The organism is Paenibacillus sp. sptzw28 (assembly GCF_019550795.1).
Taxonomy (GTDB): Bacteria; Bacillota; Bacilli; order Paenibacillales; family Paenibacillaceae; genus Paenibacillus_Z.
In genome coordinates this window covers 2,327,237-2,353,940 of sequence record NZ_CP080545.1, presented here as the reverse complement: position 1 = coordinate 2,353,940, position 26,704 = coordinate 2,327,237, and the positions used below count along the sequence as shown (strand labels likewise).

The window sequence follows — 26,704 nt, the reverse complement described above, 5'->3', positions numbered from 1 at the left end:
TCTCGAGTCTCGGAATTCTTTATTGGGTGATCTTCTTCCATTTACCGTTTTGGTCGACCGATATTTGACCGTCAATCACGACAGCAACCGGCGTTCCAGGAGCCGCGATAATCTCGCTCACACTGTTTGGAACTGTATACAGCTCTTTCTTCTCGCCTGTATTGACATCGATCTCGTATACGAGTGCGTCGTTGCCGCCATCGGCCAGGACATATAGCTTACTTCCAGCGATGACCGCCTGGAATACATCTTTATCATCCACCAGCTTGGCAGTGGTCTTGTCCTTTGCCACGGCTACCAGCGAGGACGGCTTGTTGTCCTCTATGCTAACGTAGAACGCTTTGCTTCCGTCCGCAGCTGCTCCGACAAACAGTTTATCGTCAGAGGTCGCGGTCAGCTTCTCCGGCTTCGCGTCTTTGACCGAGGAATCGTAACGGTAGACTTGCGGCTCCGTACCGGTCATATCGATCGCGATATCATCCTGATCGACAGGCTTGCTTGCGTCAGCCGTAACAGCGCCCGGTTTAATAACGGTGTAAATAAACTGCTTCCCGTCGGCGGATACGGTCAGGTTCGATTTGTAGTCGACTTTGTCTTCCAGAACTTTCGCGATCGAACCGTCTGCAAGGTTCAACTTCGCGATTACGCTGCCTTTGTCGCCTTGCAGGAAGTAGATGGACGAGCTGTCGGCGGACCAGACGAGCTCCGGCTTGATGGAGCTGTCCGAAGAGACAAGCGTTGATTGCTTAGTGCTCAGGTCGATGACGTAAACTGCCCCGCTCTCATTGGTGTAAGCCGCTTTCAGACCGTTTGGCGCGATGACCAGATCGGACGCCTCTGCGGACTTCAGCAGCTCCGAGTATTGTCCGGTTGCGGCATCGACGATATAATCCACTCGGCCGTCCTCAGTGATTTGTGAAGCAAGCAAATGCCCTGAGTTGATCCATCTTGCCTCATCGATGTTTTTCACCTTTTGAACCGTGCTGACCGTGATTTGTCCGCCATCGTCTGTGGTCGCTTCAGCGCCAAGCGCGCTTACGAAATCTTCAAGCGTAATATAGTACGAATTGTTTACGTTCTCTATCGCTGCTTTCAGCTCACGCGCTTCACCGTCAACGGTGATTTGTTTCAAGCCGCTGCGCAGTTCGATGGTATGCTCCATGAAGAAGCCTTTTACCCCGCCCTTTTCATTGACAACGAAATACACACCGGCTGCGGTTCCGAGATCGCGCACCGAAACGAGCAAAACACCATTCACTTTAACCGTACGAACAGATACAGCGGTATCGTTAACGAACAGAGAGGATTTCTGCGTTTCGACCATTTGCTGCATTTGGGCTGCCGAAACAACGCCGACGGCCGAAGTGCTGACTGAAGCTGCAAGCGCAGTAATGACAAACGTTTTTTTGATGGACATTGGCTCATGTCACCCTTCTAGTTTGGTTTCTACCTTCTATATTTGTTTAATAGAATCCTGACCGCCCCAGCTTTCATCAACCGCCGGGCTAATCTCCCTCCCAGAACGTCAAAATTATGTACAAGCTGATTATAAAGACCTATTGTAAAGTAACAATCAATCTATTATGTAGATATTGTTAATTTGTGGCAGAAATCACTTATAAAGCTTAATTTGGCTCTCTGCGTGCAACTTCTGACTTGGAAATCACTGTGGCGCTCGGAACGATAAAACTAACTTGGAGCTCACTGTGGCGCTCCAGAACGGCATGCTAACTCTGGACTAACTGTGGCACTCGGGGCGATAAACTAACTTTCGACTCACTGTGGCGCTCCGAACGGTAAATCTAACTTTGGACCCACTATTGCAATTAGAACGGCATACTAACTTTGGACCCACTGTGGCACTCAGACGGTAAAACTGACGTATGCTCTCTTTAGAGATCAAAAGAAGTGGCAGTTGTCCTGCGCCAAAGTCCCAAAGAAGGTAAAACCTGCTAACAACATTAAATTTGGGAATGTCATCGTGTTTAAGCAGGTTAATCCTCTTTACAATGCCAATTACAGCTCTCAATCTGCGCATACTCCACTCTTAAGCAAGATATTCCTGCTTACAGACGCGAAAAAATTCCAACACAAAGCTGTTAACAGTAAAATCCCGCTTAAAACGAAGCCCAGGATAAATTTACTATTTGAACGTTGATTTCAAGCACGTTTCAATAGTACAATTTGCTTATATGTCATTGGTTGTGAAGCACACACCGCTCATCGGAGACGTTATCGTTCCGATGAAGCGGTTTTTTATTTTCTCTGGGAAGGGGTGGGAGAAGTGACTTTTCAAACAGCATATAATTCATGGCTTGAAGAGCATCTAAGGCAGCGCAGAGTGGAGAGGAAACGAAGGTTGGTTCAAGGTCACGGTCATGCTGAGAAATTATTCATTGAGATCAGGCTAGTCCTACTTTGGGGCTATGGCCTACTTTCTGGGCTCAAAAAAAACCCTGCGATTAGCCGCATTACAGCGGTCTCGCAGGGTTTCTTTGCTTTCAAGCTTACAATTCAACCATAGCCTTAATCACTTTGCTCTCGGGCTTCAGCCAAATCTCGAAGTGCTCGATCATCTCGTCGAACGGCGCGCGATGCGTTATATAACGATCGACATCAATTGCCCCGCTGCGCACTGCAGCGAGCACTGTATCGAAGTCTTCAGGCGTTGCATTGCGGCTGCCCATGAGGGTCATCTCCCGCTTATGGAACTCGGGGTCGTTGAAGGTAATGTCCGCACGCACCAACCCGACGTATATGAGCTTGCCGCCATGTGCGACATAACTGAAAGAGTCGGTCATGGAGCGGACGCTCCCAGTGGCATCGAAAACAACCGTCGGAAACTCGCCGCCTGTTAATGCGGCAAGCTTCTCACGCGGGTTATCAAGTGCATTGACCGTATAATCGGCGCCGGCCCAGCCGCGGCAGAACTGCAGACGTTCCTCGTTGATGTCCATGGCGATTACCTTCGCGCCGCGGTCCTTGGCAAAAGCCATAACTCCCAGCCCGATCGGACCGCCGCCGATAACAAGCGCGTATTCGCCGTTCTTCAGCTCCGACCGCCTCACTGCATGGGCTCCGATTGCGAGCGGTTCGACAACCGCCGATTGATCGAGCGTCAGCCCGTTTGTGCCTATCAGCTGACTCACAGGTACCGACATAACCTCGCGCATTCCGCCGTCGCGATGGACACCCAGCACCTGCATGCTCATGCAGCAGTTTGTTTTACCGCCTCGGCAGGCGATGCATTCCCCGCAGGCGATATAAGGAATGACGGCGACCTGATCGCCAGCCGACAGCCCCGCTGCATTCTCTCCAACATGTTCAATGACACCTGACAGCTCATGCCCCAGTATTCGCGGATATTCGAAGAACGGCTGGTTTCCCTTGAACGCGTGCATATCGGTACCACATATGCCGATCCGGCGGATGCGCACGAGCGCCTCGCCCGGCGTGAGCCCGGGTGGAGTCGTTTCCGTCATATAGAGTTTGTCAGGATGCTCGCATACAATTGTTCTCATCGTTGCACCTCTCATCTGAACCGAAAGCTTGCCAATCGGTTTAAGCATTATTATGCGGTTGTATTCGGGCTGGACCGGCCGCTTGTTTTGCCTGAACCGGCTCCATATATCAGGCGTATGCCGGTACAAGACTCGAATTGCAGACCTCTTCTATAAAATAACGCCGTCTTTGAAAATTGCGATTTCGCGGTAACCGTTGCGTTCATTCCGTGTTTGCTCCTGCCCTGAGGCGATTTGCAGCAGCTGGCCGAACAGCTCCTCCGTGAGCTCGTTCATCGTCTTTCCTTCCAGCAGCCTTCCCGCGTTAAAGTCGATCCAATTGCGTTTGCGCTGCGCAAGCTCCGAATTGGTCGAGATTTTGACCGTTGGCACGGCTCCTCCGAACGGCGTCCCGCGGCCAGTCGTAAACAGCACGATATGAGCCCCTGCCGCCGCCAACGCAGTTACTGATACCATATCGTTACCTGGGGCTTCCAGAAGATTCAATCCTTGTGCCGTAATCCGCCTGCCGTATGGCACGACGTCGACTACCGCTGCATGGCCGCCCTTCTGCGTACAACCGAGCGATTTCTCCTCCAGCGTGGATATCCCGCCAGCTTTGTTGCCGGGCGACGGATTCTCATAAATATCCTGGCCGTGATTAATAAAATATTGCTTGAAATCGTTGACCAGGTCGACGATTTTGTTGAATACCTCCTCATCGCAAGCACGATTCATCAGAATCGTTTCCGCGCCGAACATCTCCGGCACCTCGGTAAGTATCGCCGTTCCGCCTTGAGCAATCAAATGATCGGAGAGCGAACCGACCAGCGGATTGGCCGTAATGCCCGACAATCCGTCGGAGCCGCCGCATTTAAGCCCGATTTTCAGCTTGGAAACCGGCACGGGACGGCGTTCGAATTTCTCCGCGTATTCCACCAGCTGCCCGATCAGCTCCATGCCTTCCTCCAGCTCGTCGGCCACATCCTGCGAGCGCATAAACTTGATCCGGTTCGGGTCGTACCCTTCGAGCACCTGCTTGAAAAGATCGATTTGATTATTCTCGCAGCCGAGTCCGACAATTAGCACGCCTCCGGCATTGCCGTGGTTCGCGAGAGAGGCAAGAAGCTTCTGCGTATATTTGAGGTCGTCGCCAAGCTGCGAGCAGCCGTACGGATGGGCAAAGTGGTGAATGCCGTCCACGCGGTCGCCGTACTCGGCGGCAGCGAGCTTCGCGAGCGACTCGCACGTTTTGTTGATGCAGCCGACCGTGTTCAGAATCCAGATTTCATTGCGGATTCCAACCTCGCCATTGTCCCTGGCATAGCCTTGAAAATAAAGCGGCTGCTCTGCAGACTTCGGCTTCCGCTGCTCAACTGTTGAAGAGGATGGGGGTGACGGCGTATAGGCATACTCCAATTTCCCTTTCAACCCCGTTTCCAAATTGTGCGTGTGTATCCAGTGACCCGGCTCAATAGGCTCCTTGGCCTTACCTATCGAATAGCCGAACTTGAGCACATCGTCTCCTTGGGCAACAGCCTTCACAAGCAGCTTATGACCTCTTGGTACCTGATCAAGCACCTTCACCGTCGACCCGCTTTCATCCGTCTGAACCGTTTCGCCCGGCTCCAGATCACGCAGAGCGATCATGACGTGATCGCTAGGGCTCAGTTTAATCCAGTCACTCATTCTCTGTCCCCCATTTCATCAAGCAATCCCGCAACCATTTCAGCGAGGCCCTTCATTCCCGTCAGCTGCTTGCCCCACAGCTGCGCCGACCCAAGCAGGCTGTCAACCATCGCTTCGAGAGTTAGCTGTCCCGCTTCATAACGACTCCATGCGTCGGCGAACAAGCTGAGCGCTGCATGATCGTCACGGACCGTATAAGAGGAACCGTCAAAGCAGCGACCGACGAACAGTTCTCCTTCCGGGCGTACATTATAAAAACGCAGAAGACAGGCCAGCGCCTTGACGATATTCGACGGCAAACGTCCTTCATGTGTTAGGGTATAGCCTTCAAGCGACGGCAGCAGTCTCGTGCGGAACTTGCTGACGCTGTTCATCGCTATATCAAGAAGCCGATGGCGGATGTACGGGTTGGCAAACCGCTCGAATACGGACGCCGCATAAGCGTTCGCCTCTTCAGCAGAGACAGCTGCCGGCATCGCCGGAATGATTTCCCTCTCGATGGTCTCGCGGACGAACGGCCCAAGAACGGGATGCTCCATCGCCTCCCGCACCTCGGAAACGCCATGCAGCAGCGCGATCGGTGTCATAAGCGTATGCGCCCCGTTCAATATGCGCACCTTGCGCAATTGATAAGGGAGCAGGTCGCCCGTCCATTCGACACTCAGACCCGCCGATTGAAAAGGAAGCTTGCGCTCAAGCTCCGCCTCGCCTTCAATGGCCCACAAATAATACGGCTCAGCCGAGTTCAGTAGCTTGTCTTCATAGCCCAGCGTCTCGCGCCAGCCAGCAGCTTCTTCAGCCGGATATCCGGTTACGATCCGGTCTACAAGCGAATTCAGGAACCGGTTATGGTCGCGAATCCATGCCGCGAACGCTTCCGGCAGGTTCCAATCCCGGGCATGCTTCAGCACACAGCGCCTCAGCTCATCTCCATTGCGCTCCAGCAGCTCGCAGGGCAGCAGCACCAGCCCGCGCTGCGGGTCGCCGCCGAACGTCTCGAAGCGGCGGTGCAGCAGAGCGGTCAGCTTCCCCGGATAAGACAGAATTGGCTCTCCTGGCACATATTCCGATGGCTGGTATGCCAGTCCCGCTTCGGTCGTATTAGAGACGACAACCTCAAGCTCGGGCCGGTCGGCCAGCGACAAGAAGGAGTCCCACTCGGAATACGGATCCACCGTCTCGGCGAATACCGCTATTTTCTCCGTGCGCTCAACAGATTTGCCATTCTCTACTCCGCGGACAATAAGCGTATAAATCCCATCCTGCCCCCTAAGCTGTTCGAGCTTCGGCTTGCCGGACGGACGCGGCTGAGAGACCGCGACTGCTCCGTCATATTTGCCCTGCTTGCGCATCTCATGAATCATCCAATCTACGAAGCCGCGCAGGAAGTTGCCTTCGCCGATCTGAAGAATACGCACTGGACCCTGCCTCATCGTATCGAATTCCGCACGCTCTTTATCGCCGAGCGCACTTCTGCCCAGCAGCCGAATGCCGTCTTCTTGTCTCGTCCCCGTCATCACCGATGCCTCCTCTATATATCGCTATAGTTTATAAAACGCGGCGGCATTGCCGCCATAGATAGCAGCAAGCTGGCTCTCTGTAAGCGACTCAGGCAGCACCTCGCCAAGCAATCCATGCACTTCCGAATAGCTGGCGGCGAGCAGGCAAACCGGCCAGTCGCTGCCGTACATCACCCTGTCCGGCCCGAAGATATCGACAATATGGCGTACATATGATGTAAAATGCTCCGGCTTCCATCCATGATGGTCGGCTTCCGTCACCATCCCCGACAGCTTGCAGTATACCTTCGGATGGCGGGCTATTTCCCGCATTTGGCTTGCCCACGGCTCGATGACGCCGGCTGCGATCTGCGGTTTGCACAGATGGTCAATTACGGCACGGAGCCCCGGCACCTGCTCCAGCAGTTCGACGACGACCGGGAGCTGATGCGACACGGCAAGCAGATCTACCGGAATATCGCTTGCAGCCATTTGGCGCAGCGCATCCAGAATATGCGGCCTCAGCGCATCCCGCGCATCCTTCATCTCCTGAATCATAAAGCGGAAACCGACGAATTTCGGATGGCTGCGGAAGGTCTCGAAAGCGGCCGGCCACTCCGAATCATCCAGGTTAAGCCAGCCGACCACACCGGCGATCGATTCATACTTCTCACTCAACTGAAGCATGAAGGTTGTCTCCGCATGGGTGGCCGCGGCCTGCACAAGAATGGTGCGGTCAATGCCGCAGCGCTTAAGCTCGGGTTCGAGGTCTGCCGGCAGAAAGTCGCGGTAAATCGCAGGCGTCCCTTCGGGGGTCAGCCATCCGTAATCGCCCCGGTCCAGCTTCCAGTAATGCTGGTGAGCGTCAATTTTCCGCATCGCCGATAACCCCTTTTTTCAATATCAAATTGGCGTACAGTGCGCTCTCACCGGTCGCCACGATCGCGTATGCTTTCTTCGCCCGCTCGTAGAAAGCGAATCGCTCCACTTCCTCGAAAGGCTCTTTCACATGGGTATGTGGAGCCAGGATTTCGTGGTACCGCTTCCAAATCGGCGTCTCGACATTGTCGCCAGGCACAACCTGCATGAGGGCCGCGGGATGGTCGACATACTCATCCAGCGGAAACAGCTGCATGATCGCTTCCAGAAGCTCGGGAATCGGATGTCCGTCACACCGGACGAGCCGCTGGGTGTGGCTGGCCGCCGGAAAATTGGCATCGGCCAGAACAATCTCGTCGCCGTGACCCATCTCCATCAATATTTTAAGCAGTTCAGGTGAAATAAGCTTCGATATTCCTTTTAACATTCGTATACCCCTGCCTTCTGTTGAATGATATATGTGCAGTTCTCTTCATCATAGCATCAATATTTTGAAATAAAATAGCGAAATCAGACATGAATATATCTTTTTCTGATATACTATTGTCAAAACACAACGGTGAGGAGCAGCCTGCATTGAAACCGATTGTAAAACCTTTTCCAGGCGGCAGCGCGTTCCCCTTCAGCATCGTTTATAAGGACACGAAGCCTCCGCAAAACGAACTGCCCGACCATATTCACGACTGGCACGAAATCGTCTATGTCTACAGCGGTAAAGGCACTTTCTTTATTAACCATTCATTCTACGAAATGGCGCGGGGCGACTTGTTTCTTATTCCGGGAAACACGATTCATCGTGCTTTCCCCGATAAGTACGAGCCTGTGACCTCAACGGCCATTTTCTTCAATTCTTCGCTTCTGCCGGCCGAGAACTACGGTGACAGTTACTCATTTCAGCAGCTGTTTAAGCGAACAGGCGGGATAAGCTACAAGCTCACTCTGCCTTCTGCCAACGCTGCCGATTTCAGCGGCATGATCGATGAGCTTAAGAACGAGACGGAGCGCCAGCTGCATGGTTACAGGCATGTCATCGCGGCGCGCTTGCAGCTGGCGCTTCTGTCGATAAGCCGCTTATTGCCGCTCGAACAGAACTCCCCCTCCAATGTTAAGGCGGCTGCAAGCCCGGCATGGTTCGCCGAAGCGCTGGCGCATATCGACCGCGACGTGGCAGGCTGCTCCAATTTAACGGAGCTTGCCGGACTCTACTCGGTGTCGCCTGAGCATTTCAGCCGGCTGTTCAAGCAGCTCGTCGGGATGACCTTCAAGACCTACATTAATACGAAGCGGATGATTAAAGCGAAAGAGCTGCTCGTGACCACCGATTATAAAGTCGCGGCGATCGCGCAGGAATGCGGCTTCGACAGCCTGCCTCATTTTCACCGCATGTTCAAACGGTTCGCGGGAGCCGCACCCGCCGTGTATCGTCAATCGGCCATAAGATGAATCGGATCCATTGATTAAAGGGGAAAATAAAGGGAAGGGAACGCCCTAGAAGCGCTTCCTTCCCTTCTCTCGTTAAAATCAGACCATCTCTTCAACGAAACGGTTCGTGAGTGCGCCTAGCTTCTCAATTTCAATAGTAACGACATCGCCCGGTTTCAAGTAAACCTGCTTGTCCTCGGGAAGCCCAAGCACAACACCTTCCGGCGTCCCCGTCAAAATAATGTCGCCGGGAACGAGCGTCATATGCTGCGAAATGTAGCTGACAATCTCATCGCAGCGGAAAATCATATCCGACGTATTCGACGACTGGCGAACCTCGCCGTTTACGGTCGCCTTGATCGACAGGTTATTCGGATTGCCGACCTCGTCCGCCGTTACCAGATATGGGCCGAGCGGGCTGAAATCATCGCAGGTTTTGCCGAGCAGCCATTGAGGCGTACGCAGCTGGAGGTCGCGCGCCGACAAATCGTTCACATTGCAATAGCCGAACACGTGGCTCAGTGCATCTTCCCTCGCCACATACTTCGCCTTCTTCCCGATGACGATGACGAGCTCCGCTTCGTAATCAAGCTTTTGCGTTACTTTCGGCACGGCGATATCGCGTCCATGACCGGTAAGCGTGTTATTGAACTTATTGAACAAAATCGGATAAGCGGGGATTTTGGCGTTCGTTTCCTCCGCGTGCTTGCGGTAGTTCAAGCCGACGCAGATGATTTTATTCGGATGCGTGACGCAAGGACCCCATTCAATTCCTGCTTCCTCGAGCAGATACGACGGCGCGTTTCCGCCTGTTGAGGCAGGAAGTCCGTCAATGTACTGCTGCAGCGCAGCTACAGCCGGGCCGCCGCCTTCAATAACTTCCATAACCGTAGTAGGTACCTCTGCACTTGCAGGGCTCGCCTCGAGCGCCTGCTCAATATCAATGATGCCCTCTTCCGTCTTGATCCCCAGTGCATAACGTCCGTTTTTAGCGATACTTACCAGTTTCATCGATGCCTCGACCTCTTTCTATTAGTATTGAAAATTTTATGCGTTCTTGCCGAAAACCACGCCGCCGTCCACGTACAACGGCGAACCCATAACGAATTTCGAATCGTCCGAGGCGAGGAATAATGCCGCCTGCGCCACATCCTCGGGACGGCCAAGCTCTTCGCTCAGCTGCCGCTTCTTCAAGCCTGCGATCGCCTCAGCCGGATTATCGTACGACGTCTTCAAATAATTCTCGACGAACGGGGTCAGAATCGTTCCCGGGAGCAGCGCGTTGACGCGAATGTTATACTGCGCATAGTCCACCTGCATCGATTTTGTAAGCGCGAGCACCGCGCCTTTCGTCGTCGCATATGACGCCCGGCGGGCCAGTCCGATCTCGGCTATGCAGGAGGACATATTGATGATGGAACCGTTGCGTTTCTCGATCATATGAGGCAGAACGTACTTGCTCGGGAGGAAAACGCCGCGAATATTGACGTTCATCACCTTGTCCCATGCCTCCGGCTCGATTTCGTGCAGTAGACCAACGCCGCTAATGCCGGCATTGTTGAACAGCACATCAATTCGGCCGTATTTGGCGATTATCTGTTCCACCATGGATGCTACGGAGCTTGGGTCGGTGACATCCGCCTGGATGAAGACCGCTTCCCCGCCGGCCGATTCGATTTCGTTCACGGTCTCATTGCCGTGCTCCGCGTTCAAATCATTGACCACAACCTTCGCGCCTTCCCGCGCAAACAGCAGCGCCGTGCTTTTGCCGATGCCCGAGCCGGAACCGGTTATGAGCACCACTTTGTCTTGTAACCGCATCTGTAAACCTCCTTGAGAATGTAGATTAATTCAGTGTCAGCACAGACAGCCGCTGTGCCAAAGCTATGATTTCCTTGCGTGTTGCTTCCGCCTTATGCTCCCATTGATGCAGGGGCATCGAGCAGCTTACACCGGCAATTACTTCGCCTGCCCTGTTGAAAATAGGGGCAGCGACGCATTGGAATCCCATTACCGCTTCTTGGTCATCCAGTGCAAAGCCTTGCTCGCGAATGTTTCCGAGCTGCTCGAAAAGCTTGTCCCGATCGGCTATTGTATGAGGTGTCAGCTTTGCGAGATTGCGTTCCGGATACAGCTGCTTTAGTGAGCCGTTCGGCAGCTGGGCAAGCATAACCTTGCCCAAGGCGGTAGCATGGGCAGGAAGCCGCATACCGGGCTCGGACTGAAGCCGGACGGGCGTTAACGCTTCCACTTTGCCGAGGTAAAGGATGTGATCGTCGATCCGCTTCGCAAGCTGGACCGTCTCCTGCAGCCGGTCTCTAACACCGGCCGCTTCGGTCTGGAACGAATCATGCAGATCGAAACGCTTCACAAACGACGATCCGAGAACCGCAATGGCAGGCCCGAGCGAATAGGTATCATCCGTATTCTTCTCCACCCAATGCAGCGCCTCAAGCGTATGGAGCAGCGAGAACATTGAGCTCTTGTTAATATCAAGCCTCTTCGACAGATCAATCAGCTTGTACTTCCCGGGCTCCAGCGCCAATACCGACAATATGCCGTCCGCTCTCTCAAGGGCCGGCACCCAATACTTTCGTTCCTCCGTCACCTGATCGCCTCTTAAACCGGGTTTGTTCGGTTTATTATAATAAACCGAATTCTTTATGATGAACTTCTTTTTATACTATAGCTCGAATGGGTTTTCGCTTCAAGAGAAAATAAAAAAGCCGCATGAGTGTATCAATCTCATGAGGCACTTGACTCTACTTGAATTCCTTGAATGCCTTCCGGCAGCGCGCTGCCGCCGGAATCGAACTGTTAAAGCATAACTTTCTTCCCGGTTCTGGCGCTCTCGACCGCTCCGAATACCATCGCAACGCTCTTGATATTGTCCAGGCAATCGGTTTCCGCCGGGCGGCCCTGCTCGAGGGCTTCGAACATTTCGTCCAGACAGCCGGAATGACCTTCGCGACCTTCCCACTTGGCCGGCGCTTCGACCTTCTTCAGCCCGCTCGTGAATTCCCGCGGCTTGGACTCGTCTACAACCTCGGCTGACGGGTCGCTTGCACCGTCCCACTTGGCCGTTCCGACGCTTCCCGTAACCCGCCAATCGGCTTCCCAGGAAGTATTCATCCCTTCGGCGCACCATGAGCCGTTATAAGTGAATACGGTACCGCCGCTCATCTCGAAAATACAGACGGCAGACGCGTTCCCTGCGTACCACGAGCCCGGCGGGTTATACTCATGGCAGTAGACCGATACCGGATCCGCGCCGGTAATGAAGCGGGCCTGATCGAAAGTATGGATCGCCATGTCAATGATCAGCGGGCTCTCCATTGCGTCCCGAAAGCCCCCGAAATGCGGCCCGAGAAAGAAATCGGCATGAATCGATCCGACGGTCCCAATGACGCCTGTGCCGATAAAATCGCGCAAAGTGCGAATCTGCTTCAAAAATCGGCGGTTCTGCATAACCGCATACCGTTTGCCCGTCTCGTTGCTGATCCGGACAATTTCTTCGGCATCCGCGATTGACTCAGCCATCGGCTTCTCCCCGAATACATTACAGCCGGCCAGCATGGCGGTCGTAACAATCTGCTTGTGGCTGGCCGGAATAGTTACGTCAAAAACAAGGTTCGCGTCCGTCTCCGCCAGCGCCTGCGATAAATCAGTGAACGTCGGAACGTTCATCCCGCGGCGGTCCGCCATCTTCTTGGCGCTCTCTTCGAATAGATCGACAAGACCGACGATTTCCGCGTTTTCCCGATTAACCGCGTAGTCGACCCATGCGTTGGACATTGCGCCGCATCCGGCAACTACGATTTTATGCTGCGTCACACTTAAGCCCTCCTATCCTGATCTCCAAAATATACTTATTTCGGATTCGGAATGAAATCTCCGCCCCTGCACCGTTTCAAATAGTTAAGTCCATGTACTTGTCCGGTCATCTCCAGCTCGCCCTTATAAACAGGATCGTGCCAGCCTTCGATATCGATGCTTCCTTCATAGCCCGCTTGACGTAAAATCGTAATAATATCCGTCCAGTTCGTATCGCCGAAGCCCGGTGTCCGGTGCCAAACGAACTCCTTCGGCCCGTGAATGCCGTATTCGCGGACGATATCCCAAGCGATTGTCGCATCCTTGCCATGCACGTTGAATATTTTGCCCACCCACTTGCGGAGCTGCGGAATCGGGTCGATCAGACTTACCATTTGATGGCACGGCTCCCACTGCAGACCGATGTTATGAGCCGGAACCGCATTAAACATCATCTCCCACGACGTCGGGTTGTGAGCGATATTCCAATCACCGGTTTTCCACGTACCGCCCATGTCGCAGTTCTCAAAAGCCAGCTTGACGCCGCGGCCCTCCGCACGCCGGGCCAGTTCACCGAATACTTCGGCAAAGCGAGGGATCGACTCATCGATAGATCCCGGTACGCGGCCTGTGAAGCCGGTGACCAAATTGGTGCCGAACGCCTCCGCATGATCGATCAGTCTCTGCCAGCTTGAAAGAGTATCGGCATTGTCCCCTGTTCCGGAGAGCGGATTACCGAATATCCCGAGGCTCGAGATGATGATATCCTTCTCGGCGAGTATCTCTTTCACCCGTTTGGCAAGCTCGGATAGATCCGTGCCGCTCGTTGTCTGCCAGAATGTAAGAGCAAACGATTCAAAGCCGTGCGGTATTATTTGCGGCAGCACACGCACCGCGTCGCCTCCGCCAACAAGCGTTCCAATTCGAATTTGTTTCATTAATAGTTCCTCCTAAGGCGTTTTCGGAGAAAACGCAGCTTCATAAGCATACACTTGGCGTTTTCGGAGAAAACGCAGCTTCATAAGCATACACTTGGCGTTTTCGGAGAAAACGCAGCTTCATAAGCATACACTTGGCGTTTTCGGAGAAAACGCAGCTTCATAAGCATACACTTGGCGTTTTCGGAGAAAACGCAGCTTCATAAGTATACACTTGGCGTTTTCGGAGAAAACGCAGCTTCGTAAGCATATCCCCGTATTTCTGTAATTATCGTACTTAATCCACAGCTTCCAGACTATTATCGAAATTGCGATATAATCATACAATCTTACGGTATTATGAAGCATAAAAGCGTTGACATCCCGCCCATTACCTTCTATAGTGAGAAAATCGTATGATTCACTTCAAGTATCCTGCGAAAAGGGGACACCGCCCATGACCGTAAGTCCTCATAAGGAAAAGACATTGATCCCGGACCAGACGTTTCCGATCAACGTTTTTTTCGTTCATCATATTTACCTGCACTGGCATGACCATATTGAATGGATTTTTGTAAAAGAAGGCAAAGCCCGCATTCAAATCGACGCGGATTTCGAAATGCTCCATCAGGGAGAGCTGGCTTTCGTCAATTCCAAGCAGCTGCACGGCACAGCAGAGCTTGAACCCGGCACCGAGCTCGTATGTATCGTTTTCAATGAAGCATTGGTGCGCGGAAGCGGCCTGGATATTACAGAGCATCAATATTTCCTGCCCTATTTGAATCAGCGGCTGAAGTGGCCGAGCACCATTCGGAAAACCGATCCTTTCATGAAAGAGATGAACGAGTCGTTCTCGAAGCTCGTCGAGGAATTCGAGGGCAAACAGCCCGGCTACGAGCTGCTCGTGAAAGGAGAGCTGCTGCGAATATTCGGGCAATATTTCCGCTATGCGCAGCAATGCGCTGCAGTAAAGACGCCACGTCTTCAAAATTCATACGATTTCTCAAGTTTGCTGCAGCTGCTCCGCGAACGGTACCAGGAACAGATCACGGTGGAAGAGGCTGCCCGAATGGTTAATCTCAGCCCGAGCTATTTCTGCAATGTGTTCAAGCAGGTGACCGGCAAAACCTTGATTGAATACATCCACCTGCTGCGGGTGAAGGAAGCGGAACGGCTGCTGCTCGAGACCGATTTGCCGGTAACGGAAATCTCAGGCAGGGTCGGGTTCTCCAACATGACGTATTTCGGCCGCGTGTTCAAAAAGATAAAAAACGCGACTCCCACCGATATCCGTAAGCAGCTGCCTTCGATCGACATAATGCCCGGATAAATACTGCGGCCGCTCCCATTAACGAGGAGCGGCCGCAGCATATATATCGTATCAGTCCTTAATGTCTTACAAAGTAATATCAAGCCTGCTATTTCACGTACAGCCTGCCCGTTTCTTCCCAAATTTCGCCAGGCGCCAGGCTGAACAAGCCGATTTCATCAGCCGACAGATCGACATGCGGCGCGTTGACCAGGTTGATTTGCGGTTCCGGACAGAAGAAGCCCTCGGTCGCACCGTTATTCCAGATCATCCACTGCTTGTACGAGGTGCCGACGTCATAAACGAGCGTCAAGCCAAGCTTCGTATCGGTAAGCTCCATCCGGTTCCGGCCGTTCTGCGCCACAGCTGTATAGTGGTTGTCCATTGCTTCGAAGAACGGGTTGATCCCCTCGCCCTTAAGCAGCTCCTCTTCCGCCTTAAGCGGCTGAAACTTTCCGGTCGGCAGCATCCGCTCATTCAGTTCCCAGCGCTCTCCGATCGTCAGTTTCACGCGGTAATCCTTCGCAGAGCCGCCCGGCGCGAACGGTGCGTTGACAGCGGTGTGAAACGCGAACAGACAAGGCATGACGTCTTCTCCATCGTTGCGGACCAGTATATGCTGGGACAATCCCGCATCGCTCAGCGTGTAGCGAAGCTTAATCGTAAATTTGTGCGGCAGAAATTTGTATACGGCATGCTGCTCGTCCACCTTGAGAGCAACGGTTACGAAGCTCTCGTTAACCGTTTGTCCGAAGTCCTCTACATCCCATGTTTCACTGTGCACAAAGCCGTGCAGGTGGTTGCCCGTTGCAGGCTCGTTGACTGGAAATTCATACGTTTTACCGTTCCATGGGAATTTACCGTCTTCGAAACGGTTCGGCGGTACCAATACCGGAATGCCGTGGATAAAAGGTCTCGCTTTGAATGATTCCATTTCATCCGGCGTCGGTTCGTGCAAAAACCGGTAACCGTTCTCGTTATCGCGGAATGCGATCAGATTCCCGCCGATTTCCGGCAAAATGGCCGCCTCATAGCGGCCGCTCTTTAGCCATACTGCCTTCTCGCCCTGATAGGCGCCCTCGAATGCTTGATTTTCGCTCATATTCGCTCCCCTTTCATCTCAACTTTTTTAGAGTACCATAAATAGCCGTTTGCAGAAAAGCATAGGTATTTATCCCGTCCCTTTATTGCATTTCCGTGCTCCCTGCCCTGCACCTGAGACTGCCAATTCTGTATCCTTGCCCTGCGAATGGCGGTAAAGCTCCTCGTAATAGCCCTTCCGCTCAAGCAGCTGCATGTGCGTCCCTTCCTCTACAACAAGCCCGTGGCGCATGACCAGAATGCGGTCAGCCTGCATAATCGTCGACAGACGGTGCGCAATGACGAGCGTTGTCCGCCCCTTGGAGACCGCTTCAAGCGCCGACTGAATAAGCTGCTCGGTCTGCGAATCCAAATTTGCCGTTGCTTCATCGAGAATGAGCACCTTCGGCTGGAAGACGATAATCCGGGCGAACGATATAAGCTGCCGTTCTCCGGCTGAGAGGCCGCTCCCCCGTTCGGATAAGCGGGTGTCGTAGCCATCCTTCTTCTGCCTGATGAGCGGATCGGCCCCGACAAACGTACAAGCCTGCACGACTTCCTCTCGCGTTATCGTTTCATCGAACAGGCGAACATTATCCACTATGCTGCCCGAATACAGATAAGGCTCCTGCTGGACAAGCCCAACGATCCGGTGGAGCGAGGCCTGCGGAATATCGCGGATATCGGTGCCGTCGATCGTGACATTGCCTTTCTGGGGATCGTAAAACCTGCACAGCAGGCTGATCAGCGTGCTTTTCCCGGCGCCGGTAGTGCCGACAATGCCTATCATTTCGCCAGGCCTGATGTGGAGATCCAAGTCATGAATGACCGGCGTCGCCGCTGTATATCCGAACGTTATCCGGTTGAAATCGATACGGCCTTTAACAGATTTAACGCTGACTTGCTTCGCTTCGTCATGATCTCTTACTTCGGGATTCAGGGAGAAAATATTCCAGATGCGGTTGACCGATACAGTCGTCGATTGGAGCGTATTCCACTGCTGCGTAATGGCGTTGATCGGCTGGAAAAACTGCCGGATATACGTTATAAAGGCGTATAAAACGCCAAATTCGATGCTTTTATTGAATACTGCCATCCCCCCGAGCCATGTAACGAAAGCAAGGGACATGTTGCCGAGAATATCGAATGAGCGGTTGAAGAGTACATTCGTTCTGATTTCCCGGATATTCGCCTTGAAATACAAACTGTTCCGTTCTGTGAACTGCCGCTCCTGCTCCTTCTCCTGGTGAAACGATTGAATCAGATTCATACCCGCCAAATTCTCGGCGACAAAGGCGACAAGCCGCGACAGCTGCGTTCTTGCAATCTGGTAGGTCTTGCGCATATAGGAACGAAACGCGATCGCGATCAAAGCAATGATCGGAAGCAGTATCATGCAGTACAGCGTAAGCGTCGGATCCAGCTGATACATCATCACCAGGATGAAAATCAATGTCAGAACATCGCGTACCAGACTGAGTACGACCTGGGTGAAAAACTGGTTTATCGTTTCAGTATCGCTCGACACATGCGTAATCAGGCTGCCGGTCGGGACTCTGTCGAAGAACGGCATCGACAGCTTGGAAATATGCTCGAACAATTCCTTGCGGATCCGCGCTACGATGCTCTGTCCGGCAAACTGCAGCAAATTATTTTGCAAATACGTAAACAACAGGCCGCCGAAGGCCAGGCCCAAATATATGGCGCCAATAGTTATGATTGTTCCGAAGTCGGTTTTCCCGAGCATCAAATGATTGTCGATGGCGATCTTCATCAAATACGGTTGAAACAAATCTGCCGCAATCGCCAGCACTGTACAGATAACCATCAGGAAAAAGGCCAAGCGATGCGGTTTTACATAAGCATATAAGACACGGAATGCGGATTTGTTGTTCATCTTCGTCTCATCGGTCTTAGGTCCAGCTTCATCCTGCTGTTCCCTTTTAACGGACATGGTCGCCATGCCGGCTCCCCTCCTCCTGAATCGCATGAAGCTCTGCATATAAACCTTTTTGCGCAAGCAGCTTGGCATGCGTTCCCCGCTGTACAATTCTGCCTTCATCCATGACGATGATTTCGTCCGCGTGTTTAATCGCGCTGATCCGGTGTGCGATCAGAATCGTCGTTTTATTGCTTCGCTCCTTCCGGATGGTCTCTATAATACTCGTTTCCGTGACCGCATCAACCGCGCTTACGCTGTCATCGAGAATCATGATCGGCGAATTCTTAATAAGCCCGCGTGCCAGACTTGTTCGCTGACGTTGGCCACCCGATAATGTAATGCCGCGCTCGCCTAGCTTCGTCTCGAATTTGTCCGGAAACTCTTCGATGCTGTCATGGATTTGCGCCTGCTTTGCGGCATTCCTGACGTCTTCAAGCTCGGACTCCCTATTATAGAAAGCGATATTATCGCGTATGGTGGTACTGAAAAGAAAGCCGTCCTGCGGCACATATGCGATCTGGCTGCGCAGACTCTCCAGCGTCAAATTATGGATGTCCAGACCGCCTATTTTCACAGTTCCTTCCGGCGGATCGTACACCCTCAGAAGAAGCTTCATCAGCGTTGTTTTGCCGCTTCCGGTCTTTCCTATAATCCCAAGCGTTTTGCCGGGCTCGACCGTCAAATCGATCTCATGCAGAGCTTCCCGTGCAGCTTCGGGATACGAATACGATAACTGCCGGATTTGAATGGCTGCCTTGTGAAGATTGATGGACACCGCATCCGGAGCCTCTTGTATTTGAGCCTCTACGGACAGCAGATCGTTAATGCGTATCAATGAAGCCCGCGAGCGCTGCATCGTATTAATGACGTTGCCGATCTGCTGCAGCGGGTTAACCATCATTCGAATGTATAAGGTTAGCGCGACGAAGCTGCCGAGCGTGATCTTATGTTCAATCGTCAAATACCCTCCGTACACCAGCGTTATAATGAACGACAGCGCGCCAAGGAACGGAATTAGCGATTGAAACAGCGAAGATACGCGAACCAGCTTCAGCTGATTATCGCGTATCCGGTCGACCGTCACCCCGAAACGGTCGATCATGATCGGTTCGACGGCAAATTTCTTCGTAACGCGAATGCCGCCGAACTGTTCCTCGGCCGAGTCCGTCATTATCCCGAGGGACTCCTGAACCTTCAAGGAGCGTTTACGGATGACCGGGCCGAAGCGGGTTACTATCCAGGGAATGAAGAGTAGAGGAAGCACGCACACCACGATCAAATATATCGGGATGTCACTGATCAGCATCATGAAGACTGCGGATATAATCAGCATAGAAGCGTTTGCGGTCTGATTTACGCCCATGGCGATCGATTCACGTACGGCTGTAACGTCGTTCATGACGTAGCTGAGCCATTTGCCCACGCCGTGCTGGGAGTAGTAGCCTTCATTAAATGTAAGAAAATGACCGAACAGCCGGTTGCGGGTATGGAATTCGAACCTTCGGCCAAGCCACATGATCATATATTGACCCGTCCCGGCGAATAAACCGAAGATTAATCCGATTCCAAGCAGGATCAAGCTGTAATCGATTATTGCAGTTCGAGTCAGTTGGTCGCGATGGAACATATCGGCAAAATCACCGATGATTTTCGGATAATAGGACTGCACGATGTTCGCAATCATAGTCAAGGTTACTGCAGCTGCATACAAGCGCCAGTTCGATTTTACATAATTAAACAGCAGTCTCTGGGGTTTCAATAGAATATCACATCCTCGAAAAAGTCGCACTTTATTATTAAACCCGTTAGACCCGTATTGAAACAGATAACGGATTTATTTAAAGGATGACAGAAAACCCTTCCCGCCGTTATAAATGGATACTCTCCAGTTTATTCCGCATGGGAAGGGATGTATGAATTTTAATAGAATTCGTAGCGCTTCAGCCAAAGCCCGCAAACGCTGCTCCATGAGGCTACATGCTTGTCTTCATCAGCAAGTCCGAGGCCATGACGGCCCTTCTCGTATACATGCAGGTCGAAGGGAACGCCCGCCCTGCTTAGTGCTGAGGCGAACCCAAGACTGTTCTCGACCGGTACGGCTCCGTCGTCGGATGTATGCCACAGGAACGTTGGCGGCGTATCGGTCGTCACCTGAAGCTCACAGCTCATAAGACGGACCAGCTCCTCATCCGGAGCGGGGCCAAGCAAATTGAGCAAGGAGCCTTCGTGGGTGTAAGGCCGCTGCATCGTGATGACCGGATAACACAGCACGATCAAATCCGGCCGGCTGGAATGCCGCTCTACAGGATCGGCCGCATCGGGCCGGCCTGAATCGTAAGAAGTGCCCGCAGCTGCTGTCAAATGTCCGCCGGCCGAGAAGCCCAGCACGCCGATTTTCCCGGCATCAATGCCCCATACGCCGGCATGGTGCCGCACATACCGGATCGCCCGCTGCACATCGTTCAGTGCGCTCGGATAGCGGTAAGGCGCTACCCGGTATCTCAGTACAAACGCCGAGATACCGAGCGTATTTAGCCACTGTGCAATCGGTTCGCCCTCATGCCCAGCGCGGCCGCCATATCCGCCGCCGGGACATACGATTACTGCTCCCTTACCGCCGCCTTCTATTAAATAAGGTGTGATCGCAGGACGGTCTTCATCGGAGCTCCCTTCCGCACCAGGGGCCCCCTCCGGCCACAGCTCAATTATTCCGTTCTCAGATCCAGCCATCTGACTTCCTCCTGTGTCAGTGTGATTTTCGTCGCTTCCAGGCAGGACTTCATCTCAGCCTCATTGCGGGGGCCAATAATGGCAGCCGCCGGGAACGATTGGTTCAGCACGTAAGCGAGTGCGATCTGAATCGTGGATACACCCTTCTCGCCTGCAAGCTGCTCCGCGCGATAATAGCGCTTCCAGTTGGCATCGTTATAAAACACGCGAACCAAATCGGCATCCGAGCGGTCCTCCGGACTGAATCTGCCGGTGAAAAATCCCCTTGCCTGCGCAGACCATGAGAATAGCGGCAGCCCGCTCCGTTCGTGCCATGCCAAAGTTTCGTCATCCACGCTGATGCAGTTCCTCCAGTAAGGCTCCTGTGCTTTAGCCAGACTAAGGTTAGGACTGCTGAAAGTAAAGCCGCGAAGCCCGTTCTCAGCCGCATACCGGTTCGCCTCTGCAATCCTGTCGGCCGTCCAGTTGGAAGCGCCGAAGGCAAGCATGCGTCCCGCCTCAACGTGCTCGTTGAGCGCATCAATGATATGGCCGACCGGTACGTTAAGATCGTCCCGGTGAAGAGCGTACAAATCGACATAATCGGTGCGAAGACGCTCGAGGCTAATCATCAATTCTTCATAAATGGCGGCTTTGTTGACACGCGATTCGTTCCCCTGTGGATGGGCGCCTTTGGTCCAGACGTTGATCTCGCTGCGGTTCTTCCGCTCCTCGAGCCACATGCCGATCGCCTGCTCACTCTTCCCTCCACAGTAGATAAAGGCGGTATCGATCGTATTTCCGCCGATAGCCGTGTACGCGTCAAGGTTCGTACATACAAGCTCGAACACTTCCGGCGCGAAGTAATCCGAACCCATTATAAGCTGGGAAACTCCCTGCTTTAGTCCCGGTAAATTAATCTTCTTCATTCGGTTCATAGCTCCTCTCTAGATAAGCACACGCTTACGGGTATTTGCCGACTCAAGGCAGGCATCGATCGCTTTCATATTGGCCACGGCATCCTCCGGTGTAAACCTTTCCTTCCGCTCTCCCCACACTGCACCGGCAAAGCTGTCTGCCTGAAGGCTGTATTGATTGAGATCCGGCTGCTCCTCTTCCCGCCTGCCGTCTTTCGTATATACATAGAAATTGGGATTGCCGATAAACGCCGAAGGCACCTCAATCCGACCATCGGTGCCGAGAACCTCAAGCGTGTTACGGAATGCAGCCCACATGCCGCAGTCAAAGGTCAATGCTACGCTGCCAGGGAACTCGATAATACCTGAAGCCATCATGTCGACATGATCATGCTCCGGAGACAGAAGGGCATGAACTGTGGCGGCCTCCGGTTCTGCGCCCAGCAGCAACCGGGCTGCGCTGATCGGATAGCAGCCGACGTCGTAGATCGAGCCGCCTCCCCATTCCTTGCGAAAGCGCACATTAGCCTGATTACCGGCGCTGTTGAACGTGAACGTTCCGTGTATGCCGCGAAGCTCGCCGATTTCACCGGATTTAATTATTTCTGCAATCCGCTCATAACGGGGATGATGACGGTACATGAACGCTTCGGCAAGATGAGCGCCTGTCTTCCGGCTCACATCCGCCATCCTGCGGGCTTCGTCAGCGTTCAATGCGATCGGCTTCTCGCAAAGCACATGCTTGCCTGCTTCCATCGCACGTATGGACCATTCCATATGCAAGTGGTTCGGAAGCGGTATATAAATGGCATCAATGTCCGGATCGCTTAATATTTCCTCATAACTGCCGTATGCCTTCGGAATTTGCAGCTTTGCTGCAGTTTCTTCCGCTTTGCTTAGTTCGCGGCTGGCGATCGCGGTCACTTCGCCCGTCTCCGATTGCTGGAAGCCTGGAATAACCGAACGTATGGCGATCCCAGCAGCTCCGATTACTCCCCATCTTAATTTGCGTTTCATATACTCGTTTACACCTGCCTTATTGGATTTGCCCCTAGTATAATTCAATTGATGGCGTTAAGAAATATAAAACAACCTCTTCAAAATATAACATTCTGGCGTAAGCTGCTCCGGGGGTACTTCAGCTGTGCGATGATGTGGGAACAACTGCCGCAACTTGGCCGGGCAAGGGCTGGTAGAGCAACAATAAACCGCCCTTTGGTTCGGGCGGTCATGTCAAATTAATCGTTTTGAAGCAGGAAGGATTCCGCTTATTTCACCTGCTGCAGCATATTCGGTTTAGGAAAATAACCGGAGTTTACGGCGTATTCAATCATTTTGTTTATGAAGGTCCGGTCGGGTAGGGCACAGTTAATTTGTGAATCCTTTAATTGCTCGGAGGTAGCCCTACATCCGTAGCGGTAGCCGGAATTTTTTGCTCCGTCTCCCTCCAGTCCGGCGATTGCCAGCTTCACGCCCTCCGGATGCTTGTTGATGCTGTGATCCAAAAGCCACTCGGTATAAGCCGCCGAATCCATCATCTCCACTTCAAAACCGCAGCTGCGAATCAGTTCGACAAGCCTCGAATAAGGGATCTGCTTCGGATTGCAAATATGGAACATGCGTCCCGAGGTATCCGGCCTAAGCGCCAAATGAACAATCGACTTGCTCGCATAATCGATAGGCGTCAAATCAACCTCCCAGTTGACGTCCGGAGATTTGCCCAGAAGCAGAATGGCTTTTATCATTCGATAAAATGCATTGCTGTCAATATTTTTCTGGAACCGTCCGGTTTCGGAGCTGCAGGAGAGGTTGCCCGCTCTGTAGATGCTGACTGCCAGCCCCCGCTCGGCGGCAGCGATCAGGCTTTTCTCCGCTTCAAGCTTGCTGTTCGTATACACGCTGTCGATACGCAGCTCCGCTTCGAATTCCTGCTTCTCAACTATGCTTTCCCATTTGCCGCTTAGCGCCAGATCTTCTGGAATACCTAACGTCGAAATATGGTGGAAACGGATTACTTTAACGCATTCCAATGCCAGCTCAATCAAATCCTGCGTACCGTGAACATTGGTTTTGGCAAATTGATCCGCATCCCCGAAATGCCTCACATCAGCTGCACAATGCAAAATAGTATCCAGTTTCTCCTGAAGCAGCTGCCGAACCCGTGCACCGAGCCCAAGTCCCGGTTGTTCCAGATTCCCCTCGACCTCAAAGACTCGGCCTTTCATGAGCTCTACTCCGTGAGGTCCGTAGTAATACTCCATTGTACTTTCAAGTCTTGCCATTCCGGGCTCACTACCGTTTATGCGGACAAGGCAGTAAATCGAAGCTTGACTCTGCACAAGCATTTCATATAGCAAATGACAGCCGAGGTAGCCTGTAGCGCCGGTTAACAGCACGTCGGCGGCTTCTTCGAAGTTCCTCTCAAGCAGGCTCCGGTCAAGGACCGCCGGATGTTCTTCAAGCGCCTGCACTGCCCCTTGGGGGACTGAGTACTGTATCTCGGTCCTGTCGCTTTGCAGCTGAACTACACGGCGTGAAAGCCCCTCGATTGTTTTATACTGGAAGAAATCATTGATTCTAAGCTCGGGAAAATGCGGCTTCAGCAGGACAAGCACCGAGATAATGGCCAAAGAGTCTCCGCCAATGGCGAAAAAATCGTCATAAAGGCTTATTTGCCCCAGACCCAGTCCCTCCTGCCAGGCTGCCGCGATAATCCTTTGAGTTTCATTTTCCGGCGCTGCATACTCTCCGCTTTCCTGGTGTTCCTCGTTATGCTCATAACCGGCCAGCTTTTTCCGGTCGATCTTACCGGTCGGCGATATCGGCATCTCGTCCAACTGGATGACCCGCTTGGGTACGAAATAGGAAGGAAGCTTCTCACCCAGCAGCTGTTTTATTTCCGCGACGGATTCGGCTTTCCCGTCCTTTGACGTAAAGTAGCCCACCAGTATGTTCTGGCCGTCTTTATCCTGTTTCGGAATTACGGCTACATTTTGCACATTGGTTATTTTCGAGAAACTATCCTCGATTTCCCCGATCTCGATCCGGTGTCCGCGTATTTTGATTTGGGAGTCTCTGCGTCCCACATACTCAATGTTGCCGTCCGGAAGCAGCTTCGCGATATCACCCGACTTGTAAATTCTTTCGCCCGCCTGGAACGGATTCGGGATGAACGCCTCAGCGGTCTTCTCGGGCTGATTCAGATAACCCCTCGCAAGTCCGACGGTGGAAATATACACCTCGCCGTGAACATTTAACGGGCAAAGCCGATTTTCCTCATTCACGATATAGATTTTATAATTCTGAATCGGTTTTCCAATCGGAATATTCTTTAAATCCTCCGGTATATAACCTCTGACTATGTGGGTGGTGGTGCAAACTGTGCATTCGGTAGGCCCGTACACATTCACAATGTCTATCCCGTCGCGGAATTTGCGCTGGAACGCCCTTACCTGTTCACCGTAAAGCGCTTCTCCGGCTACAGTAATCAACTTGACCCTTGACAGCTTGCGATACCCGTCTTCCGATAGATAAGCGGCCAATTGATTGAAAAAGACGGTAGGCAGAATAGCTATGATGGTCGTTCCCGTTCGTTCGACGGCAGAAGCAAACTCTTCCACCGAAACTCTCTCTTCCGGCGAGAGCAGGTATAGGGTTGCACCGTAAAACAACGCTCCGATCGTGTCCCACACCGAGGCGTCAAAGCTGAAGGTGGCGAACTGGGTTAAGACGTCGATTGCCTCAATCCGGCAATCGCGCCGGACGACCTCACCCAGATTTACGACCCCCTCGTGAGCGATGAGCGCACCCTTCGGCCTCCCGGTCGATCCGGACGTGTATATGATATACGCCAGATCTTGAGGGGTAACTGCCGTTTGCGGATCGCCCTTGCTTGCGTATCGTTCGAATCCCCCGTCCACGCAAATGATTTCCTTAACCGATGCAATGCCGGAGCACAGCTCAGCGGCCTGGTTAGAATACCCTTCCTTCGTCATGACGATTAACGATTTCGTGTCCTCCACGATATACCGGTTGCGCTCGCCGGGATGCTCCGGATCAACAGGAACATAGGCGCCTCCCGCTTTCAGAACACCAAGGAGACTCACGACCAGTTCCATGCTGCGTTCCATAAGAATGGTTACAAAATCTCCCTTGCGCAGTCCCTTCTCGAGCAGCATATGAGCAGCCTGATTTGCACGCTCGTTCAATTGACGGTAAGTGAGCTGCCCTTGCAAGGAAGAAACGGCAATCTGTTCCGGATATTTCTCTGCTGTCTTCTCCACCATTCCGTGGATGGTTTGGTCCCTGTCATATTCCCCCTCTGTTGCGTTCAAACGCTGATGTACAGCTTTATCTTCTTCGGTAAGAATATCGATCGAAGCGATGCTCGCCGAACTGTCCTCCAAAGCTGCTTCCAGCAGCTTGACAAAATAGTGGACATATCGCGCTATTGTCCCCCGGGTAACCACGGAGGAATCATATTCGACTCCGATGCTCCAGCGTTTATCCTCTTCGAACAACCGCCAATTTATCAGTTCATGCTCCGCCTTAATGTACTGGCCAAAGGCGAATCTCGTTTCGGCTGCACCGACCGAAGGTTGTCCGCCGGATGATAGAGACCGGGCAACCGAATCCTGAATGGTTTGAAACGTTCTTTCCGACTGGAGACTGACATGAACCGGCACTCCAGGGGCTTGTTTCGCAACCAGCTCAACCAGCATGTCGCTCTCGCCGGACAGACGATAAATCAATGCAAAATAAACCGATGCAAAAAAAGATTCCGCTTCATTCTCTTTCAGAAGCCATTCGCGGATGACCTGGTCCAGCGGTTCATCCAACGGATATTCATCGCATAGGAAATTATGAGTTCGGTTATGACGCGAATAATCAAGCGGAATCAAGAGAACCGGCATTTCCGAAACGGGGGCTGACGCTTTGTTGGTTGTATTTACGGTCACCATTTGCAAAAACCTCCTGAAGGGATAGAGATGCCCTTCATCCCTGGGATGAAGGGCATCTCGGCTGAAA

20 protein-coding genes are annotated in these 26,704 nt (G+C 52.6%); 2 read left to right on the top strand and 18 right to left on the bottom strand.

The window, feature by feature from the left end; genetic code table 11:
• Positions 1 to 19: 19 nt before the first annotated feature.
• The 6 genes from KZ483_RS10320 to fucU form a co-directional block, all read right to left on the bottom strand.
• The gene (locus KZ483_RS10320; RefSeq protein ID WP_220352567.1) at positions 20 to 1,417 is read right to left on the bottom strand and encodes a stalk domain-containing protein; all 1,398 of its coding nucleotides are present in this window, start codon (positions 1,415 to 1,417) and stop codon (positions 20 to 22) included.
• A 1,090-nt stretch (positions 1,418 to 2,507) separates the two neighbouring features.
• On the bottom strand, positions 2,508 to 3,521 hold the full coding sequence (locus tag KZ483_RS10315; protein ID WP_220353371.1) for a zinc-binding alcohol dehydrogenase family protein: 1,014 nt from the start codon (positions 3,519 to 3,521) through the stop codon (positions 2,508 to 2,510).
• Between the two features lie 150 nt (positions 3,522 to 3,671).
• Positions 3,672 to 5,189 carry a UxaA family hydrolase gene (locus KZ483_RS10310; protein WP_220352566.1) on the bottom strand — a complete coding sequence of 506 codons (1,518 nt, stop codon included), beginning with the start codon at positions 5,187 to 5,189 and terminating at the stop codon, positions 3,672 to 3,674.
• Entirely contained in the window at positions 5,186 to 6,706 is a 1,521-nt protein-coding gene (locus KZ483_RS10305) for a tagaturonate reductase (RefSeq protein WP_220352565.1), read from the bottom strand. Before KZ483_RS10305 ends, KZ483_RS10310 begins: the two co-directional genes overlap by 4 nt.
• Positions 6,707 to 6,730: 24 nt before the next feature.
• Positions 6,731 to 7,567, bottom strand: a complete 837-nt coding sequence (locus KZ483_RS10300) for an amidohydrolase family protein (protein ID WP_220352564.1) — start codon at positions 7,565 to 7,567, stop codon at positions 6,731 to 6,733.
• Positions 7,554 to 7,994 (bottom strand): L-fucose mutarotase, encoded by a 441-nt coding sequence (gene fucU / locus KZ483_RS10295; protein ID WP_220352563.1) that lies wholly within the window; start codon positions 7,992 to 7,994, stop codon positions 7,554 to 7,556. Before fucU ends, KZ483_RS10300 begins: the two co-directional genes overlap by 14 nt.
• A gap of 149 nt (positions 7,995 to 8,143) precedes the next feature.
• Here fucU and KZ483_RS10290 point away from each other — a divergent pair, with 149 nt between their 5' ends.
• Positions 8,144 to 9,010, top strand: a complete 867-nt coding sequence (locus tag KZ483_RS10290) for an AraC family transcriptional regulator (RefSeq protein WP_220352562.1) — start codon at positions 8,144 to 8,146, stop codon at positions 9,008 to 9,010.
• A 78-nt stretch (positions 9,011 to 9,088) separates the two neighbouring features.
• Here the strand turns inward: KZ483_RS10290 and KZ483_RS10285 are convergent, their stop codons facing one another.
• From KZ483_RS10285 to KZ483_RS10265, 5 genes are all read right to left on the bottom strand, one after another.
• Positions 9,089 to 10,000: a fumarylacetoacetate hydrolase family protein gene (locus tag KZ483_RS10285; protein ID WP_220352561.1), complete on the bottom strand. Its 912-nt coding sequence runs from the start codon at positions 9,998 to 10,000 to the stop codon at positions 9,089 to 9,091.
• Positions 10,001 to 10,036: 36 nt separating this feature from the next.
• Positions 10,037 to 10,810 carry an SDR family NAD(P)-dependent oxidoreductase gene (locus KZ483_RS10280; protein WP_220352560.1) on the bottom strand — a complete coding sequence of 258 codons (774 nt, stop codon included), beginning with the start codon at positions 10,808 to 10,810 and terminating at the stop codon, positions 10,037 to 10,039.
• A 25-nt stretch (positions 10,811 to 10,835) separates the two neighbouring features.
• A complete protein-coding gene (locus tag KZ483_RS10275) occupies positions 10,836 to 11,597 on the bottom strand; it encodes an IclR family transcriptional regulator (RefSeq protein ID WP_220352559.1) in 762 nt (253 codons plus the stop codon).
• A gap of 209 nt (positions 11,598 to 11,806) precedes the next feature.
• Positions 11,807 to 12,823: a Gfo/Idh/MocA family protein gene (locus KZ483_RS10270; protein WP_220352558.1), complete on the bottom strand. Its 1,017-nt coding sequence runs from the start codon at positions 12,821 to 12,823 to the stop codon at positions 11,807 to 11,809.
• A 35-nt stretch (positions 12,824 to 12,858) separates the two neighbouring features.
• Entirely contained in the window at positions 12,859 to 13,740 is an 882-nt protein-coding gene (locus KZ483_RS10265) for a sugar phosphate isomerase/epimerase family protein (protein WP_220352557.1), read from the bottom strand.
• Between the two features lie 436 nt (positions 13,741 to 14,176).
• Here KZ483_RS10265 and KZ483_RS10260 point away from each other — a divergent pair, with 436 nt between their 5' ends.
• On the top strand, positions 14,177 to 15,049 hold the full coding sequence (locus tag KZ483_RS10260) for a helix-turn-helix domain-containing protein (protein WP_220352556.1): 873 nt from the start codon (positions 14,177 to 14,179) through the stop codon (positions 15,047 to 15,049).
• 88 nt (positions 15,050 to 15,137) lie between these two features.
• Here the strand turns inward: KZ483_RS10260 and KZ483_RS10255 are convergent, their stop codons facing one another.
• From KZ483_RS10255 to KZ483_RS10225, 7 genes are all read right to left on the bottom strand, one after another.
• The gene (locus tag KZ483_RS10255) at positions 15,138 to 16,130 is read right to left on the bottom strand and encodes an aldose 1-epimerase (RefSeq protein WP_220352555.1); all 993 of its coding nucleotides are present in this window, start codon (positions 16,128 to 16,130) and stop codon (positions 15,138 to 15,140) included.
• Positions 16,131 to 16,199: 69 nt separating this feature from the next.
• Entirely contained in the window at positions 16,200 to 18,062 is a 1,863-nt protein-coding gene (locus tag KZ483_RS10250) for an ABC transporter ATP-binding protein (RefSeq protein ID WP_220353370.1), read from the bottom strand.
• Positions 18,052 to 19,809 (bottom strand): ABC transporter ATP-binding protein, encoded by a 1,758-nt coding sequence (locus KZ483_RS10245; RefSeq protein WP_258881632.1) that lies wholly within the window; start codon positions 19,807 to 19,809, stop codon positions 18,052 to 18,054. The genes KZ483_RS10250 and KZ483_RS10245 overlap by 11 nt, the downstream gene beginning before the upstream one ends.
• 161 nt (positions 19,810 to 19,970) lie before the next feature.
• The gene (locus tag KZ483_RS10240) at positions 19,971 to 20,780 is read right to left on the bottom strand and encodes an alpha/beta hydrolase (RefSeq protein ID WP_220352554.1); all 810 of its coding nucleotides are present in this window, start codon (positions 20,778 to 20,780) and stop codon (positions 19,971 to 19,973) included.
• Positions 20,756 to 21,688, bottom strand: coding sequence for an aldo/keto reductase (locus KZ483_RS10235; protein WP_220352553.1), 933 nt, complete (start codon positions 21,686 to 21,688; stop codon positions 20,756 to 20,758). The genes KZ483_RS10240 and KZ483_RS10235 overlap by 25 nt, the downstream gene beginning before the upstream one ends.
• A gap of 18 nt (positions 21,689 to 21,706) precedes the next feature.
• A complete protein-coding gene (locus KZ483_RS10230; protein WP_220352552.1) occupies positions 21,707 to 22,693 on the bottom strand; it encodes a Gfo/Idh/MocA family protein in 987 nt (328 codons plus the stop codon).
• A 251-nt stretch (positions 22,694 to 22,944) separates the two neighbouring features.
• A complete protein-coding gene (locus KZ483_RS10225; protein ID WP_220352551.1) occupies positions 22,945 to 26,637 on the bottom strand; it encodes a non-ribosomal peptide synthetase family protein in 3,693 nt (1,230 codons plus the stop codon).
• Between the last annotated feature and the right edge of the window lie 67 nt (positions 26,638 to 26,704).